Source organism: Cellulomonas sp. S1-8, from assembly GCF_026184235.1.
In the GTDB taxonomy this organism is placed as follows: domain Bacteria; phylum Actinomycetota; class Actinomycetes; order Actinomycetales; family Cellulomonadaceae; genus Cellulomonas.
This window is the reverse complement of sequence record NZ_CP110806.1, coordinates 1,149,716-1,166,496: the sequence shown is the minus strand read 5'-3', so window position 1 is coordinate 1,166,496 and position 16,781 is coordinate 1,149,716. Positions and strand designations below refer to the sequence as shown.

The 16,781-nt window shown below is 74.0% G+C and carries 12 protein-coding genes; 2 read left to right on the top strand and 10 right to left on the bottom strand.

The genetic code is table 11. The annotated features are described in order from the left end of the window. Positions 1–67 precede the first annotated feature (67 nt). The 9 genes from OKX07_RS05250 to OKX07_RS05210 form a co-directional block, all read right to left on the bottom strand. A complete protein-coding gene (locus OKX07_RS05250; RefSeq protein WP_265630803.1) occupies positions 68–1,129 on the bottom strand; it encodes a WxL protein peptidoglycan domain-containing protein in 1,062 nt (353 codons plus the stop codon). Positions 1,130–1,287: 158 nt separating this feature from the next. Then, positions 1,288–2,484, bottom strand: coding sequence for a hypothetical protein (locus OKX07_RS05245; protein WP_265630800.1), 1,197 nt, complete (start codon positions 2,482–2,484; stop codon positions 1,288–1,290). An 87-nt stretch (positions 2,485–2,571) separates the two neighbouring features. After that, a complete protein-coding gene (locus OKX07_RS05240; RefSeq protein WP_265630797.1) occupies positions 2,572–4,527 on the bottom strand; it encodes a purple acid phosphatase family protein in 1,956 nt (651 codons plus the stop codon). 139 nt (positions 4,528–4,666) lie between these two features. Continuing rightward, on the bottom strand, positions 4,667–5,971 hold the full coding sequence (locus OKX07_RS05235; protein ID WP_265630796.1) for a prolyl oligopeptidase family serine peptidase: 1,305 nt from the start codon (positions 5,969–5,971) through the stop codon (positions 4,667–4,669). 219 nt (positions 5,972–6,190) lie between these two features. Next, entirely contained in the window at positions 6,191–7,132 is a 942-nt protein-coding gene (locus tag OKX07_RS05230) for a transglutaminase-like domain-containing protein (protein ID WP_265630795.1), read from the bottom strand. Between the two features lie 163 nt (positions 7,133–7,295). Further along, positions 7,296–7,700: an FKBP-type peptidyl-prolyl cis-trans isomerase gene (locus tag OKX07_RS05225; RefSeq protein WP_265630794.1), complete on the bottom strand. Its 405-nt coding sequence runs from the start codon at positions 7,698–7,700 to the stop codon at positions 7,296–7,298. A 159-nt stretch (positions 7,701–7,859) separates the two neighbouring features. Next, positions 7,860–8,858: an acetylxylan esterase gene (locus OKX07_RS05220; RefSeq protein ID WP_265630793.1), complete on the bottom strand. Its 999-nt coding sequence runs from the start codon at positions 8,856–8,858 to the stop codon at positions 7,860–7,862. Between the two features lie 91 nt (positions 8,859–8,949). Then, positions 8,950–10,356, bottom strand: a complete 1,407-nt coding sequence (locus tag OKX07_RS05215) for a cystathionine beta-synthase (protein ID WP_265630792.1) — start codon at positions 10,354–10,356, stop codon at positions 8,950–8,952. 185 nt (positions 10,357–10,541) lie between these two features. Then, positions 10,542–11,372, bottom strand: coding sequence for a Bax inhibitor-1/YccA family protein (locus OKX07_RS05210; RefSeq protein WP_265630791.1), 831 nt, complete (start codon positions 11,370–11,372; stop codon positions 10,542–10,544). Positions 11,373–11,609: 237 nt separating this feature from the next. On the opposite strand from OKX07_RS05210, the gene OKX07_RS05205 reads away from it, so the two are divergent. Continuing rightward, positions 11,610–12,578, top strand: a complete 969-nt coding sequence (locus OKX07_RS05205; RefSeq protein WP_265630790.1) for an ABC transporter ATP-binding protein — start codon at positions 11,610–11,612, stop codon at positions 12,576–12,578. Continuing rightward, positions 12,575–13,438: an ABC transporter permease subunit gene (locus OKX07_RS05200; RefSeq protein WP_265630789.1), complete on the top strand. Its 864-nt coding sequence runs from the start codon at positions 12,575–12,577 to the stop codon at positions 13,436–13,438. Before OKX07_RS05205 ends, OKX07_RS05200 begins: the two co-directional genes overlap by 4 nt. A gap of 89 nt (positions 13,439–13,527) precedes the next feature. On the opposite strand, the gene OKX07_RS05195 is transcribed toward OKX07_RS05200, so the two are convergent. Next, on the bottom strand, positions 13,528–16,659 hold the full coding sequence (locus OKX07_RS05195) for an efflux RND transporter permease subunit (protein WP_265630788.1): 3,132 nt from the start codon (positions 16,657–16,659) through the stop codon (positions 13,528–13,530). Positions 16,660–16,781: the final 122 nt, after the last annotated feature.

Genomic DNA, 16,781 nt, shown 5'->3' with positions numbered 1-16,781 from the left:
CACCTGAGGTCCCGAACGCTGCACGGCGACGCTGCACGGCGACGCCGACGGGACCGCCTGCCGCGCGTCAGGGCACGGCGACCGGGTCGGCCTCCGCGCGGGCCGCTGCCACGGCCTCCGCGACGAGCCGCTCCGTCGCCGCGGCACGTCGGCGTGCGCGCCACCGGGCCGCCACGACCGCCGCCACCGCGAGCAGGATCAGCACCAGCAGCGACCACGGCACGGCGGCCGTCGCCGCCGTGGCCGTCACGGCCTCGAGCGCCGAGCCGTCGGTGGCCACCTGAGGGGCCAGACGCACGGTGGCACCCAGCCGCAGCAGCGGGAGCACGTCACCGACGGTGACCGCGACGGTCGTCCGCTCCCCCGGCAGCAGCTCGGGGACGTCGACCCGCTCGACCCGCTCCCCCCACCCGAACGGGCCCGCCACCGTCACGGTCGCCTCACCGCCGACCCGCACGTTGCCCGTGTTGACGACGTCGACGTCCACGACCGCCGACCCGGCACCCACCGGGTTGAGCACCCCGCGGTGCGCCACGCGCGTGTCCTCGAGCGCGACCCCCGGGGTGACCGGCCCGTCGACGCGCAGGTGGATCCGCGCCCCCAGGCGCCGGTCGACGCTCACGCCGTCCGCCTGGGTGCTCGCCAACGAGGTGACCACGCCACCGGCATGGTCACCGGGCTCCGCGTCGACCGGCACGGCCAGCGTGAACGGCACGACGACGCTCTCGCCCGCCGGGATCGTGATCTCGGGGGTCGCGACCGTGGCCCACGCCCCCACGCCCGTCGACTCCTCGTCGGGGCGGAGCAGGTCGAGCACGCCCCGCGACGTCGTGAACGCGTCGGCGACGTACACGCGCAGCGTCGTCTCCGCGGCGCCGTGGTTGCTCACGACGAGCCCGTCCTCCACGGTCTCGCCGGGGGTGGCGACGTACGCGAAGTTCGGCCGCCCGGGATCGTGCTGCGGGGCGTCGGCCGGTCGGACCCCCCACGTCACGGTCGTGGTGTCGGTCGTGGTGTCGGTCTCGGTGACGGCGTGCGCCGGCGCGACGAGGAGCACCGCGCCCAGCAGCGCGGCGGCGAGGGACGCAGGGACGAGCGTGGCCGCGGTACGGGCCGGCGTGCGGGACATGGGCATGGCTCCTGGGAGGCGTACGGGGATCATCGGGTCGCCGAGCCCGGTCCACCCCGGCGCCGCACTGGGCACCGGGGTGGACCGAGCCAGGCGCTCGGCAGTGGTGGTCGAGCTCAGCGGTGGTCGAGCTCAGTGCTGGTCACTCTCGGTGGTGGTCAGCTCAGTGCGGTGAGCGTGAGGGTCGCGGCGTACCGGCCCTGCGTGACCGAGACGGGCAGCAGCAGCTCGAGGTCCGCCCCCAGCAGCGCGGAGCCGGGCGCGTGCCCGGCAGGCGCGGCGCCGAGGACGGCCGGGACGGACAGACCCTCGCCCGCGACGAACCCCGAGGCCACGGCGTCACCGGCCACGGCACCGCCGGTGTTCTCGCCGACCGACGGCGTCCACCCCAGGTGCTTGCCGTCGACGACCTCGTCGCCGGACACGAAGTCGCTGACCTGGCCGGACAGCGACCAGGCCGGCGCCCCACGCCGGGTGTCCGTCACCCGCACGGGGTTCAGCGAGCCGCGCGCGGCGAGCCGGTCGCCCTCACGCTCGGCGACGCCCAGGTCCACGAGGTCGTTGGTCCCGTCGATCGCCCACACGAGCTGCCCGACGTCCACCGCGGGCACCGTGACCTCGAGGCTCTGTGCGTCGGGCGCGGGCTCCGGCGCGATCGTCGCGGTGAGCGACGACATGTCGAGGTAGACGTCGGAGCTCGAGGCGCGGTCCTGGTAGAGCGCGACCGCGATCGTGTGGGTGCCGGGCACCAGCGTGCCGTCGGGCAGGTCCGCCGGGTCGATCGTGAACGTGCTCGACACCGGGCTGCCGGCCGAGACGCCCGCGTACTGCAGGTTGCGGGTCGGGTCGCTCGCCCGGTCGTCCCGGTCGTGGAAGACGAGGACGCCGTCGAGGTAGACGCGCACCGCGTCGTCGTACGCGATCTGGCCCTGGAGCGACACCAGGCGGTCCAGGGCGGCCGCGTCGAGCTCGACCGTGGTCCGGAAGAAGTACGTCGGCACGGTGGTGCCGGAGACGCCGTTCGCGTAGTGCTCGAGCAGCGTGGCGGGTCGGTAGCCCCCGCCGAGGTCGCCCAGTGCGCCGTTCTTGGCGCCGAACGGGCCGGTGCCGCTGGTCCAGCCCGTGGCGTCGAACCCCGGCGCGGTCCAGGCGAGGACGTCGGGTGCGGTGCCGTGCGGCTCGGTGTCGTCGTCGAGGTAGCGCCAGGTGGTGGCGGACGTGACGAGGGGCAGCTCGACGGGCTCGGACGGGGCGGCGACGGCCGCCGGAGCGAGGAGGGGGGTGGCGACGAGCGCACCTGTCACGACGGCGACGAGCCGCTGCGCCAGGCGATGCCGGGGACGGGGGACGGACATGGGCGTGCTCCTCAGGGGGAAGGATCGGGGTGGGAGCGGCCCCGCCGGTCGCGGGGACCGGCGGGGCCGCTCGACGTCAGACCGACGTCAGCTCAGCGCCGTGAGCGTCAGGGTCGCGGCGTACCGGCCCTCGGCCACCGAGATCGGCAGCCGCAGGTCCAGCTCGGCACCCAGCAGCGCCGAGCCCCGCTGGTGCCCCGCCGCGGCGGAGCCGAGGACGGCCGGCGCGGACAGACCCTCACCGGACACGAAGCCCGAGGCCACCGCGGCACCGGCCACGGCCCCGCCGGTGTTCTCGCTCACCGACGGGGTCCACCCGAGGTGCTTGCCGTCGACGGTCTGGTCGCCGGACACGAAGTCGCTCACCTGGCCCGAGAGCGACCAGGCGGGCGCGTCCCGACGCGTGTCCGTCACCCGCACGGGGTTCAGGGCACCGGCGGCGCGGAAGTGGTCGCCGGCGTCCTGCGCGACACCCAGGTCCACGAGCCCGTTGCCACCGTCGATGGCCCAGACGAACTCGCCAGGCTCACCGGTCTGCTCGGGCACCGTCACGGCCAGCCGCTGGGCGTCGGCACCGGGAATGGCGACGCCGTCCTCGGTCACGACCTTGCCGGCGTCGTTCTTCGTGATCGTGAAGCTGTCGTACAGGTCGCCGAGCTGCTCGGTCGCCCCGCCCGTGACGGCCGCGACGTAGGACTCGTAGCGCAGCGACCCGCCGTCGACCGTGACGACCTGGTACGTCGAGACGTTCGCGCCGCGCTTGACCTGCGTCGCGCCGTTGCGCGTCCACACGTTGTCACCCTCCGGCGCGAGCTCGTAGTACTTGCCGCCCGAGTTCGACACGGCGTAGACGGGGCCGTTGGTGACGCCGGGCGTGTCCGTCGCGGTCGTGTCCTTGAACCCGCGCGCGTAGGTGTGGTCGTGGCCCTGCAGCACCAGGTCGATGTTGTGCTTCTCGAACACCGGCACCCAGGCGGCGCGCAGGATCGGCTCGTCGCGCCCGCTGGAGACGCTGTAGACGGGCTGGTGGAACGTCGCGACGGCCCACGTGTTCGGGTTGTCCGTGAGGATGTGGTCGAGCCAGGCGGCCTGGAAGTCGATCCACAGCTGGCCGGCGTTGGGGCAGCCCTCGCTGCACGCGGGCAGGCTCGGAGGGGTGAGGAACCCGGAGCTCCGCGTCGCGTTCAGCGTGATGAAGCGGACGTCCTGGTAGTCGACGTAGTACACCGTCTCCGCGGCGAACGTCGTGAAGTGGTCGAAGTACGCGGCCGTCTGCTGCGCGGCCGGCGTGTCGCCCTCGGCGAGCCGGGCCAGGTCACCGATCGTCGCGCGGCTCGGCTGGTTGTGCGCGTACGTGAAGTTTGCCTTCCAGTTCCGCATGGTCTGGTCGCCGCTGTACTCGTGGTTGCCGGGGGCGGCGAGCACCTGCGTGGTCATCGCCGACTCGCCCATGCCGAGGAACCAGTTGGTCCACTGCGTCTGGTTGCTCGCGGTGTCGATGAGGTCACCGGCGTGGACGCTGCCCACGGCCTGCGGCGCCTTGGCGTGCGCCGCCTGCACGACGGCAGGCCACGTGGTGTCCAGGCTGATCTGCGCGTCGCCGTAGTAGAGGAACGAGAAGGGCTCCGCCGTGCCCGACGCGGTGCGGAACGTCCGCCACGTCGTCCAGTCGCCGTCCTGCCCGACGCGGTACTCGTACGCCGTGCCGGCCGTCAGACCCGTGATCGTCGCCGACAGGTGGGTGTGCTCGCCGATCGTGTCGGCGACGGTCGCGGCGACGGTCGTCGTGCCGCCACCGGGCAGGCGGTACTCGACGGCACCGGCGGCAGCGACCGTGCTGCGCCAGGTGACGAACTGCGACGTCGTCGGCTGGTCCGTGGGGGTGAGGATCAGGCGGTCCGTCGTGGTGCCGGGGTCGGCGGCCGCGGGGGTGGCGGTCGCCAGGGCGCCCGCGGCGACGAGGGCGGTACCGAGGACCACGGCGGTGAACCGGTGGCTCAGGGACCCGGCCGCACGTGCGCGGGACAGGCTGGGCGTTCGCATCAAGCGTCTCCTTGCGTCGGAAGTGACGCCCCGACGGTGTCGGGCTCAGGCGACGCGCAGACGTACGCACGATGGACCCCACGGCACGGGTGAGAACACGCTCAGATCGAGGTCGTCGGGTGCGGACGCCCTCCCGACGTCACCCGCGCTCGTGGCTGTACAACCAGTCGACCATGATGTCGTTCGAGTACGTCGGCACCCACGCGAAGTGCGCGTTCACGGGTGTCGTCCCGGCGGTCCACGCCGTGAACAGCGTGTGGCTGCCCTCGGCCCGCGCCCGGTCCCACTGCGCCTGCGCCCGGGCCTCGTTCTCCGCGTCGGGCAGGTTCGCGGCCCACTCGTCGCGCGTGACGGCGGCACCGGTCGCCTCGATCGCGGTCAGCAGGTTCCAGTCCGAGTACGGGTGGTCGAACGGCACGGCCTCGTCGTCCACGGAGTGCGTCGCCCACGTCGGGACGGCAGCGAACACCGACGCGAAGCGCGGGTCGGCGTACCCGGTCACGGGCAGCGCCGCCGCGAACAGGTCCGGGCGCTCGGCGAGGACCTGGAACGTCCCCATCGAGCCCATCGACAGACCCGTGACGTACACACGGTCGGGGTCGACGGGGTGCTGCGCGATCGTCCGGTCGACGAGCTCGAGCAGCGCGGACTGCACCTCCGGGACGTCCCACACCCCCACCCAGTCCCCGACGGGCTGCACCGACGGTGGCGGGGCCTGCGGGACGAGCACGAAGCTCGGGTCGCTCTGCTGCCGCGACGGCGCGGCGAAGGCGACGCCGAGCTCGTTCGCGAGCAGCTGGACGTGCCCGTCGGTGCCGCGCTCGCCCGCGCCGTGCAGCGCGACGACGAGCGGCACGAGCTCCGCGCCCGCGCGGTCCACGTCCGGGGAGAACAGCCCGTAGCGCAGGCGCACCCCGGACGAGGCCGTCGTCGAGCGCTGCACGAAGTCGTCGACGACGGGCGTCACGACGTCGTCGTTGGCGAGCGCGTCCACCGTCGCCGGCACGACCACGCGCCCGGACCGGTCGACGAGGTCGTCCCGCAGGTCGACGGTGTAGGCCCCGTCGAGGTCGATGCGGTGGTTGAGCTCGCCGTCGTACGCGAGGACGGAGGCGTTCGCGTCCGCGGGGTCGAGCGCGACGACGAGGAACCGGCCGCTGCGCCGCGGCGCGCCCGGCTCCGCGGAGCCGCTGACGTAGGCGTCCGTGACCGTGCGGGCCGAGGTGACGTCGTCGAGCGTCACCTCGACGACGAACGCCGTCTCGTCGAGCGTCCCGGGTCGCGCGCTGATGGACCGGTCGTACTCGAGCGCCACCGCCGTGACCGCGGCGCCCAGCGGCCCCACCTGGACGACGACGTCCACCCCGACGACCTGCGGCACCCCGCGCGCGGTGGCCGGGGACGCGGGACCCATGACCCCCACGGCCAGTGCGGCTCCCGCCACGACCGCTGCCAGTCGTGCTCGACCTGTCAGGCGTGCTCGACCCGTCATCGTTGCCCCCCGGCGCCCTGCGGCGGCCGCCGTGGCCGCGCCGAGCCCATCCGAGCGCCCCGCCGGCCGGCCCGTCAACAACCGAACGGATTCGCATCCGACCCCACCCGACGGGGTGCAGCGTCCGGGACGCCTGACGTCCCGGACGCTCCACGCCGTTCCAGCCGGCGGTCAGGCGTCCCAGGTGGTCACGCGGGTACCCAGGTCCGTCCAGCCCTCGCGGCCCAGCGGCGACAGGGTGCGCACGCGCGACCCGGGATGCAGCCGCGGGTCGGCGGCGTACCGGCAGGCCAGCGAGTCCTCCGCGTCGGCGTCGCCGGCGTCCGCGCGGACCAGCAGGTCGGCGACCTCGTCGGCCAGGGCAGCGGCCTCGTCGGGTGCGGCCGCGAGCTCGGCACCCCACACGTCCCACAGCAGCAGCTCCTCGCGGCGGCGGTGCGCCGCCTCCAGCAGCACGTACCCGCGCACGAAGTCGGGGCCGCACAGCTCCGGCATCGCCTGCGAGACGCCGTACGCGCTCAGGTCGAGCCCGTCGCGCCGGTGCGCGAGCCACAGCTCCGCCGCGGTCGGGAAGGGGCTGTCGAGGCCCGTCGGCATGTCGAACGGGTCGAACGGCGGGCCTGCCGGCGGCGCCGCACCGAACGCCGCGTCGAGCTCGGGGTCCGCGCGCACCCAGCGCTGCCCGTCCCACCGCTCGACGACGACGTGGTCGTGCGCGAAGCCGGGGGCGAAGTACCGCGCGAACCCGATGCGCGAACGCGCGGGGATGCCGTGCTCCCGCAGCAGGCCCACGCCGAACAGCGTGTGGTCGCGGCAGCAGCCGGCGATCCGGTCCGTCGGCGGGCGGCCGGCGAAGGGACCCGGCGCCAGCGCGAGGCCGGCGGCGAGGATCGCGTCCAGCCAGCGCAGGTTCACGGTGGGCAGCCGGTCCTCGTCGAGCGTGCCGGCCTCCGCGCGGTAGTGGGCGATCAGGCCGGTCGCGGCGGCGTGCACGTCGGCGGGGTCCGTCCCCAGCGCGGCCAGCACGCCGGCGTGCTGCCCCGGGTCGCTGTAGGGCGAGTGGTGGGCCCACTCCCCCGGACCGTGGGCTGCGTCCCGCGTCGGACCCTGCATCGTCGCCTCCGTCCTGACGCCCGCCGTCGGGCGTCCCGGAGAGACAGACAGGCGACGAGGTCCGGACTCATCGGCCCGGAGCCGGCGGCGGTGCGGGCCGGACGCTCGCGCGCCGCCGGTGCCCTCGTCGGGTCCCGGCGGCGCGCGGTGGTGTGCGGTCCCGTCAGCTGACGCCGACGACGTCCACGACGAACACGAGCGTGTCGCCACCCTTGATGCCGGCCTGCGGCACGCCGCGGTCGCCGTAGCCCAGGTGCGCCGGGATCGACAGCAGCACGCGCGACCCGACCTGCTGGCCGACGAGGCCCTCGTCCCACCCGGCGATGACCGCGCCGACGCCGATGGGGAAGCTGATGGACGAGCCACGGTCGAAGGAGTTGTCGAAGACGCCCCCCTGCCATGCCTGGCCGAGGTAGTGCACCTCGATGTCCTGACCCGCCTCGACGAGCGGACCGTCGCCGCGGCTGAGCACGACCACCTCGAGCTCGCCCGACGGCGGCGCGTCGGGGAACGTCAGGGCGGGCTTGCTGCCGGGAGCGCCCGAGACCTCGGGCAGCGCTGCGGCCATGTCGACTTCTCCTTCGGTGGATGACAGTGCCCGTCCATCCTGCCCTGCGCACGCCGGCCCCGCCGACCGGCCACCCCCGACGACCCCTCCCGCCGAGCGGACCTGGCTCACCGAACGAGCGCCCGTTCGGGTACTGGGGTTCCGGTCGGCGTGGGTGGGTCAGCGGGCGAGGACGCCCGCGAGCCAGCGGAGCTGGGCGTCGACCTGGAAGCCGCCGCCACCCTCGTGCTGGTTGAACTCGTACACCTCGATGGCGCGGTCCGGTCGGGAGCCGGCCAGGGTGCCGTAGTGGTTGTAGGCCGCGAACACGGTGGACGGCGGGCAGATCGGGTCGCGCAGCGCCACCGAGAACAGCGTCGGGGCCGTCGCGCGGCGCGCGAGGTGCATGCCGTCGAGGTAGGACAGCGTGCGCAGCGCGGCGGCCTTGTGGTCGCGGTGCACCGCGAGGTACCCGACGACCTCGTGGTACGGGGACGCGTCGGTGATGTCGATCGCACGCGCGACGTGGCACAGGAACGGGACGTCCGGCATCGCGGCGACCAGGCCGTCGGCCAACCCGGCGACGGCCAGGGTGACGGCGCCTCCCTGGCTCCCACCCGTCACCGTCACCCGCGCCGGGTCCACCCCCGGCAGAGCACGCACGGCCTCGACCGCACGGACGCCGTCGGTGAACACCCGCCGGTAGAAGTGCTCGGCCGGGTCCAGGATCCCCCGCGTCAAGAAGCCCGGCGCGTGCGGGCCGGACCCCACCGGGTCGGGTGTCTGCCCGCCGCTGCCCCACCCCGAGCCCTGACCGCGCGTGTCCATCAGCAGGTGCACGTACCCGGCCGCGGCCCACGCGAGGCGCTCGTGGGGGCGCCCACGACCGCCGCCGTACCCGAGGAACTCCACGACGGCCGGCAGCGACGACCCGTCCGTGGCCGACCCCGCCGGCCGCGTGACCCACGCCTTGACCGGGTGCCCGCCGAACCCGGCGAACGTCACGTCCTCGACGTCGACCAGGGTGAGCCCGGCGTCGCACGGCGCGCGGCGCACGTCGAGGTCGAACGCCCGGGTCTCCGCGAGCGTCGACGCCCAGAACGCGTCGAGGTCCGCGGGCTCGTCGAGCTCCGGCAGGTAGCGCTCGAGGTCGGGCAGGGGCAGGTCGAACAGCGCCATCGCGGTTGGTCCTTTGCGGGTACGGCCCATCGGGTCGGCCGATGCTAACGCGCCGGTGGCTGCGCGCTCCGGGGCCGTCGCGCGCCGCGCGTCAGCGTGTGAGGAACCCCAGCAGGTCGTGCCGCGTCAGCACCCCGACGGGCCGGCCGTCGTCGACGACCATGAGGGCGTCGGCCTTCTCGAGCGCCGCGCGCGCCGCGTCGACGGGCTCGCCGGAGCCGATGAGCGGCAGGGCCGGGGACATGTGCACCTCGACGCGGTCCGCGAGGGAGGCCGCACCGGAGAACACCGCGTCGAGCAGCTCCCGCTCGCTCACCGACCCGGCGACCTCGCCGATCATCACGGGCGGCTCGGCGCCGACGACCGGCATCTGCGAGACGCCGTACTCGCGCAGGATCTCGATGGCGTCGCGCACGGTCTCGGTGGGGTGCGTGTGCACGAGCGCGGGCAGGGCGCCGTCCTTGGTGCGCAGGACGTCAGCGACGGTCGCGCCCTCGCCGCCGGCGAGGAACCCGTACGAGCGCATCCACGAGTCGTTGAAGATCTTCGACAGGTAGCCGCGGCCGCCGTCGGGGAGGATCACGACGTAGACGGCGCGGGCGGCGGCCTCGGGATCCGCGTCCTGCAGGGCGCGCGCGTGCCGCAGGGTCGCCTCGACGGCCATCCCGCACGACCCGCCGACCAGCAGCCCCTCCTCGCGGGCCAGGCGCCGCGTCATCGCGAACGAGTCCGCGTCGGACACCGCGAGGATCTCGTCCGGGACCGCCGGGTCGTACGCCGTCGGCCAGAAGTCCTCCCCGACGCCCTCGACGAGGTACGGCCGCCCGTCGCCCCCGGAGTACACCGAGCCGGCGGGGTCGGCGCCGACGACGACCACGCGGCCGCCGTCCGCAGCCGGACGCTGCGCCGACACGTCGTGCAGGTAGCGCCCCGTGCCGGTGATCGTGCCGCCCGTGCCGACGCCCGTGACCAGGTGGGTGATGCGCCCGTCGGTGTCGGCCCAGATCTCCGGGCCCGTGGTCGCATAGTGGCTGGCCGGGCCGTTGACGTTGGCGTACTGGTTGGGCTTCCAGGCGCCGGGCGTCTCGCGCGTGATGCGGTCGGACACCGAGTAGTACGAGTCCGGGTGGTCGGGCGGCACGGCCGTCGGGGTCACGACGACCTCGGCGCCGTACGCGCGCAGCACGTCGCGCTTGTCCTGGCTCACCTTGTCCGGGCAGACGAAGACGCAGCGGTACCCCTTGCGCTGCGCGACGAGCGCGAGGCCGACGCCCGTGTTTCCCGACGTGGGCTCGACGATCGTGCCGCCAGGCTGCAGCTCCCCCGACGCCTCCGCGGCCTCGATCATCCGCAGCGCGATGCGGTCCTTCACGGACCCGCCGGGGTTGAGGTACTCGACCTTCGCCAGGATCGTGGCGGTCAGGCCGGCGGTGACGGACGTGAGCCGGACGAGCGGGGTGCCGCCGACGAGCTCGGAGATGTGCTGGGCGTACTTCACTCCCCGATCCTCTCACCCACCCGTCGCCCACCCCCGTCGAGCGGGACGTCACTCACGGATCGCCCGCTCGAACGGTGAGTGGTGTTCCGGTGGGCGGTGGGGGCGGGTCCGGGCAGCGCGACGCCCCGTCGACCGGGAGGCCGACGGGGCGTCGTGGACTGCTGTGTCGTGGACTGCTGTGGCGGCTACTCGCCGCGCAGGATCGCCAGCAGGCGGAGCAGCTCGAGGTAGAGCCACACCAGCGTGACGATGAGGCCGAAGGCCGCGGCCCACGCGAACTTCGCGGGCACGCCCTGGTCGACACCGCGCTTGATGGAGTCGAAGTCCATGATCAGGCACGCGGCGGCCAGGCCGACGGCGAGGAGGCCGATGCCGATGCCGAGCGGCCCGGAACGGAGCGGGCCGTACTCGCCGCCGCCGACACCGAACAGCATGAGGCCCAGGTTGACCAGCGAGTACACGAGGTACCCGACCATGCCGATGAGCACGGCACGACGGAACTTCGGCGTGACGCGGACCTTGCCGGAGCGGAAGAGCACCAGCGCGACCGCGAACACCGAGAGGGTCGCCAGGACGGCCTGCCCCACGATGCCGTTGAAGGCCGACTCGTAGAACGCGCTGATGCCACCGACGAACACGCCCTGCGCCACCGCGTACAGCGTGATGAGGACCGGGCTCGGCTCCTTCTTGAACGCGTTGACCAGGCCGAGGACCAGGCCGACGATCGCGCCGACGATCCACAGCCCGGGCGCGATCACCCAGGTGGCGGCCGCGACCACGACGAGCAGCGCGAGCAGCCCGCCGGTCTTGATGATCACGTCGTCGTACGTCAGGCGGCCCGTGTCCCGCGTGGTCGCGGGGGGCGCGTCGTACATCTGCTCGAGGACCGCGGAGTCCGCGGCCTGGGCGCCGGGGGTGCCCCACGCGGGCCCCTGGACGGCCGTCTGCCGGCCGCCGCGCCGCTGCTGGCGGGGGTCCCCGAAGACGGGACTGTTGTTGAAGACGGGGTTGCTCATGCGTTCTCCTGGTCGGACCGGCCGGGAATTGCTGTCGACGTCGTGATCAACGTAGCGGGTGCCCCGGACGTTCCCGCTCCCCACGACCCCGAGTGCACCCCTGGTGCGCCTCGTCCTCGCGGATGAGACCACGGGCGCCCCCCTCCGTCGCGGGAGGGTGCCGCGACCGGCCCCGGCAGGAATACCGTCGTCTCCCGTGAGCACAACCACGCGAACGACGCGACCCCAGGGGACCCGATGATCGAGGCGCACGGACTGACCAAGCGGTACGGCAGCAAGACCGCCGTCGACGGCATCGACTTCACGGTGCGACCCGGCCGCGTGACCGGCTTCCTCGGCCCCAACGGGGCCGGCAAGTCGACGACCATGCGCATGATCGTCGGCCTCGACCACCCGACCGCCGGCACCGTGACGGTGCAGGGCCGGCCGTACGCCAAGCTGCGCTCCCCGCTGACGGAGGTCGGGGCGCTGCTCGAGGCGAAGGCCGTGCACCCCGGGCGCACGGCACGTCAGCACCTGCGGGCGATGGCGGCGACGCACCGCATCGGCGACAAGCGCGTCGACCAGGTGATCGAGCTCGCCGGCCTCGGCGCCGTCGCGAACAAGCGGGTCAAGGGCTTCTCCCTGGGCATGGGGCAGCGCCTCGGCATCGCGGCGGCCCTGCTGGGCGACCCGCACACCCTCATCCTCGACGAGCCGGTCAACGGGCTCGACCCCGAGGGCGTGGCCTGGGTGCGCGGGCTCGCCAAGCACTGGGCGTCCGAGGGCCGCACCGTCTTCCTGTCCTCGCACCTCATGAGCGAGGTCGCGGTCACGGCCGACGACCTGCTCGTCATCGGCCGCGGCAAGATCGTCGCGCAGGGCCCGGTGGGCGACGTCATCTCGCGCGCCACGACCACGACGGTCCGGGTGCGGTCCCCGCACGCGACCGAGCTCGCCGCCGCGCTGTCCGGGCCCGAGGCCACGATCGACGCGATCGAGCCCGGCCTGCTCGAGGTGCACGGCCCGACGGCCGCCGAGATCGGCGAGCTCGCCGCCGCGTCCCGGTTCGTCCTGCACGAGCTCACGCCCGTCAGCGGCTCGCTCGAGCAGGCGTACATGTCCCTCACCGCCGACGCGGTCGAGTACCACTCGGGTGTGCCCGCCGACGGCACCCCCACCACCGCCGGGACCGCCGGCCCGACCAGCCCGGAGGCGCACCGATGAGCACCGCGACCACCCCCCGCACCGCGCCGGCCGCGGCCGCCGCACCCGCGTCCGGCGTGCGCCTCAGCCCCTGGGGCGTCCTGCGCTCCGAGTGGATCAAGCTGTGGAGCCTGCGCTCGACGTTCTGGACGATCGGCCTGACGATCGTCGTCCTCGTCCTGCTCGCCTGGGCGATGGCCGCGTCGGCCAGCTTCGCTCCCGAGGAGTTCGAGGGCGCGGACGGCAGCGCGTCGATCATCTACCTGGTGCTCGCGCCGGGCCAGATCTTCGGTTCGCTCGTGCTCGTGGTGCTCGCGGCGCTCGCGGTGACCGGCGAGTACGGCACCGGGCAGGTCCGCTCGACCTTCGCAGCCGTGCCGACCCGCCTGCCCGTCCTGTGGGCGAAGGGCCTCGTCGTCGCGTTCGTGACGTTCGCCACCGCTGCCGTCGGGACGGCGCTGTCGCTGCTGCTGGCCGGGATGATCGTGCCTGCGATGCAGCCCGACTGGTCGGACCCCGAGATGCTCCGCATCGTGCTGGGCACGCCGCTGTACATCGCGACGGTGGCGCTGCTCGGGTTCGCGCTCGGCACCCTGCTGCGCAACACGGCGGCCACGATCGCGACGGTGATCGGCTTCGTGCTGGTCGTCGAGAGCGTCCTGAGCTTCATCTCCTGGAAGCCGCTGGAGTGGGTCCGGCCGTTCCTGCCGTCGTCGGCAGGTGCACGGGTCGCGACGCCCGAGGAGATGATCGAGATGACGAACCAGATGTCGCCCCTGGCCGTCGAGCTGTCCCCGTGGGGCGGCTACGCGGTGCTGGTCGGCTGGGTCGTCGTCCTGCTCGCGGCCGGCGCCGTCCGGCTGCGCACGCGCGACGTCTGAGACGTCCGCGCAACGACAGCGGCGCACCGCCGTCCCGGAGGGGGACGACGGTGCGCCGCTGTCGTTCGTGGGTGGTGCGCCGCCGGTCGTCAGGCCGCGGTGGCACCGTCCGGTGCCGGGGTCCGCCGGCGCGACGCACGCCGCGCCGCCCCCCGCAGCCGACCCCGCTCGACCAGCGTGTAGAGCACCGGCACCAGCACGAGGGTCAGCAGCGTCGAGGTGAACAGCCCGCCGATGACGACGATCGCGAGCGGCTGCGAGATGAACACCCCGCCGCCCGTGATCCCCAGCGCCATCGGCACGAGAGCGAAGATCGTCGCCGCGGCCGTCATGAGGATGGGCCGCAGACGCTTGCGCGACCCCTCGGTGACGGCCTCGTCGAGGTCCCGGCCCTGCTCGCGGTACTGGTTGACCAGGTCGACCAGCACGATCGCGTTGGTCACGACGACGCCGATGAGCATGAGCACGCCGATGAGGGCGGGCACGCCCAGCGGGGTCCCGGTCAGCAGCAGGCCGAGCAGCGCACCGGTGGCCGCGAACGGCACCGACACCAGCAGGATCAGCGGCTGCAGCAGCGAGCGGAACGTCGCGACCATGACGACGTAGACGATGACGATCGCGATGAGCAGTGCGAGCCCGAGGTCCGCGAACGCGTCCTCCTGGTCCGCCGCGACGCCGCCGACGACCAGGCTCGCGCCCGGGGGCACCTCGACGTCCTCGAGCGCGGTGCGCAGCCGCTGGGTCAGGGCACCGAGGTCCTGGTCCGCGGGTGTCGCCGACACCGTCGCGGCACGCGACCCGTCGATGCGGGTCGTCGACACCGGCACCTCGACCTGCTCGACGCTCGCGACGGCCGTCAGCGGGATGACGCCGGTGGCCGTCGGCAGCACCAGCTGCTCGAGGTCGGCGACGCTCGACGGTGCGGGCAGCGTGACGATCGTGACGTCCACCGGCCCGGCGCCCAGGTCGACGGTGCCCACGGGCTGCGGGCTCATGAGCCCGGCGACGGTCCCCACCACGGCGGTCTCGCTGAGACCGGCGGCCGCGGCGGCGGCCCGGTCGACGGTGACCCGCACGGTCGGCTGGTCGGCCGCGAGGTCGTTGACCACGTCGGTCGTGCCCTCGACGCCGGCGACGACGTCGCGTACCTGCGCCGCCAGGGCCGCCAGCTCGGCGCCGTCGTCGGCCTGCACGACGACGTCCACCGTGGACGACCCGAAGGCGGCGTCCGCGCCGGCGACGGCCACCTCGCCGGCGACGTCCAGCCCGGCGACGGTGTCGCGCACGTCGTCGGCGACCGCGGTGGTGTCCCCGTCGGACGCGAGCGTCAGCGCGAAGGTCGCGCTCGGTGCGCCGCCCCCGCTGAACGCGGCCTCGATGCCGCCCGACGACCCGACGGTCGTCTGGACGGTCTCGACGCCGTCGACGTCCCGGAGCGCGTCCTCGACGTCGCGGGCGGCCGCGTCCTGCGCCTCCAGCGACGTCGCGGGCGGGAAGGTCTGCGTGACGGTGAGCGTGTCCTGCCCGGCGTCGCCGAGGAAGTTGGTCTCCAGGCGCGTCGCGAGCCCGACGGTCCCGGCGAACACGACGAGCGCGGCCACGACGGACACGACGGGGTGCGCGAGGGAGCCGCGCAGGGTCGCGAGGTAGCCGCGCTGCAGCAACGAGCGCCGCTCCTTGGTCTCCGCCGCGGTCCGCACGCGCGCCGCCTCGGCCGGGTCGGTCGAGCCCGCCTTGACGAACCAGTACGCGAGCACCGGCACGATCGTCAGGGAGACCAGCAGCGAGGCCGCCAGCGCGATCGCCGTCGTGAACGCGAACGGGCGGAACAGCTCGCCCACCATGCCGCCGACCAGCCCGATCGGCAGGAACACCGCGATCGTCGCGATCGTCGACGCCGTGATCGCGGAGGCCACCTCGCGGACCGCCGTGAGGATCGCGTCGCGCTTGGGCTCCCCGTACGACAGATGCCGCTTGATGTTCTCGATGACGACGATCGAGTCGTCGACGACGCGGCCGATCGCGATGGTCATCGCGGCGAGCGTGAGGATGTTGAGCGAGTACCCCGCCAGGCGCAGGCCGATGAACGTCACCAGCAGCGACAGCGGGATCGAGATGGCCGACACCAGGGTCGAGCGCACCGAGCCGAGGAACACGAGGATCACGAGGACCGCGAACAGCAGGCCGAGACCCCCCTCGGTCGCCAACCCCTCGATGGACTCCTCGATGAACGGTGCCTGGTCGAACACGACGGCGACGTCGACGTCGTCACCGAGCTGGTCGCGCAGCTCCGCGACGGCGTCCTGCGCGCCGTGCGACACGTCGACGGTGTTGCCCGCCGGGGTCTTGGTCAGCGAGACCGCGAGCGCGGGCTCCCCGTCGAGGCGCGAGAAGCCCGCCGCCGGCACGGGGGCGACGACGACGTCCGCGATGTCGCCCAGGGTCGTGGGCCGACCCGACCCGAGCAGCGGCAGCGCGCGCAGGTCGTCGACGGACGTGATCTCCGAGCCCGCCTGCACGGACAGCGTGAGGTCCCCGTCGTCGACCGTGCCGGTGGGCAGGACGACCCCGTTGTCCTGCAGGATGGTCTGCACGGCCAGCGGCGAGAGCCCGGCCGCGGTGAGGGCCGGCAGGTCGAGGGTGACGGTGACGGCCTGGTCCGCGACGCCCGTGACGGCGACGTCGCGCACGCCCTCGATCTGCTCGAACCGCGGTGCGACGACGTCCTGCACGACGCGGGCGAGCGCGGCCTGCGGGTCCTCGCCGTCGCGCACGTCGTCGGGGGTGCCCGCGACGGCCAGCTGCACGACCGGGAAGTCGTCGATCGAGCCGGTGAACACGTTCGGGTCGACGCCGTCCGGCAGGGACGAGCCGATCCGGTCGAGCGCGCTCTGGATCTCCTGCGCGCGCGCGTCCACGTCGACGCCGTACGTCAGCTCGACGACGGTCGTGGACACCGACGTCGACGACGTGGACGTGACGGACTCGACGTCCGCGACGGCCGAGAGCGCCTGCTCGATCGGCTCCGTGACCTGCTGCTCCACCAGCTCGGGTGACGACCCGGGGTCCACGGCCACGATGAACGCGGTGGGGATCTGCAGCGAGGGGATCAGCTCGGACTTCAACGAACCGAGGCTGAACCACCCGAACACCGCGATCGCGACCGTGAGCAGGGCGACGACGGAGCGGTTGGCGAGCGAGAGCCGGGCGAGGCGTGACACGGTTCCTCCGGGTGGCCGCGGGGCGGCGGTCAGCGGGTGGTGCGCGGCGTACGCCTGAGCGTACGTCCGCCGGGGGCGGGGGCACCCGCCTCCCCAACGGCCGACCGGTGAGCGGCGTTGCA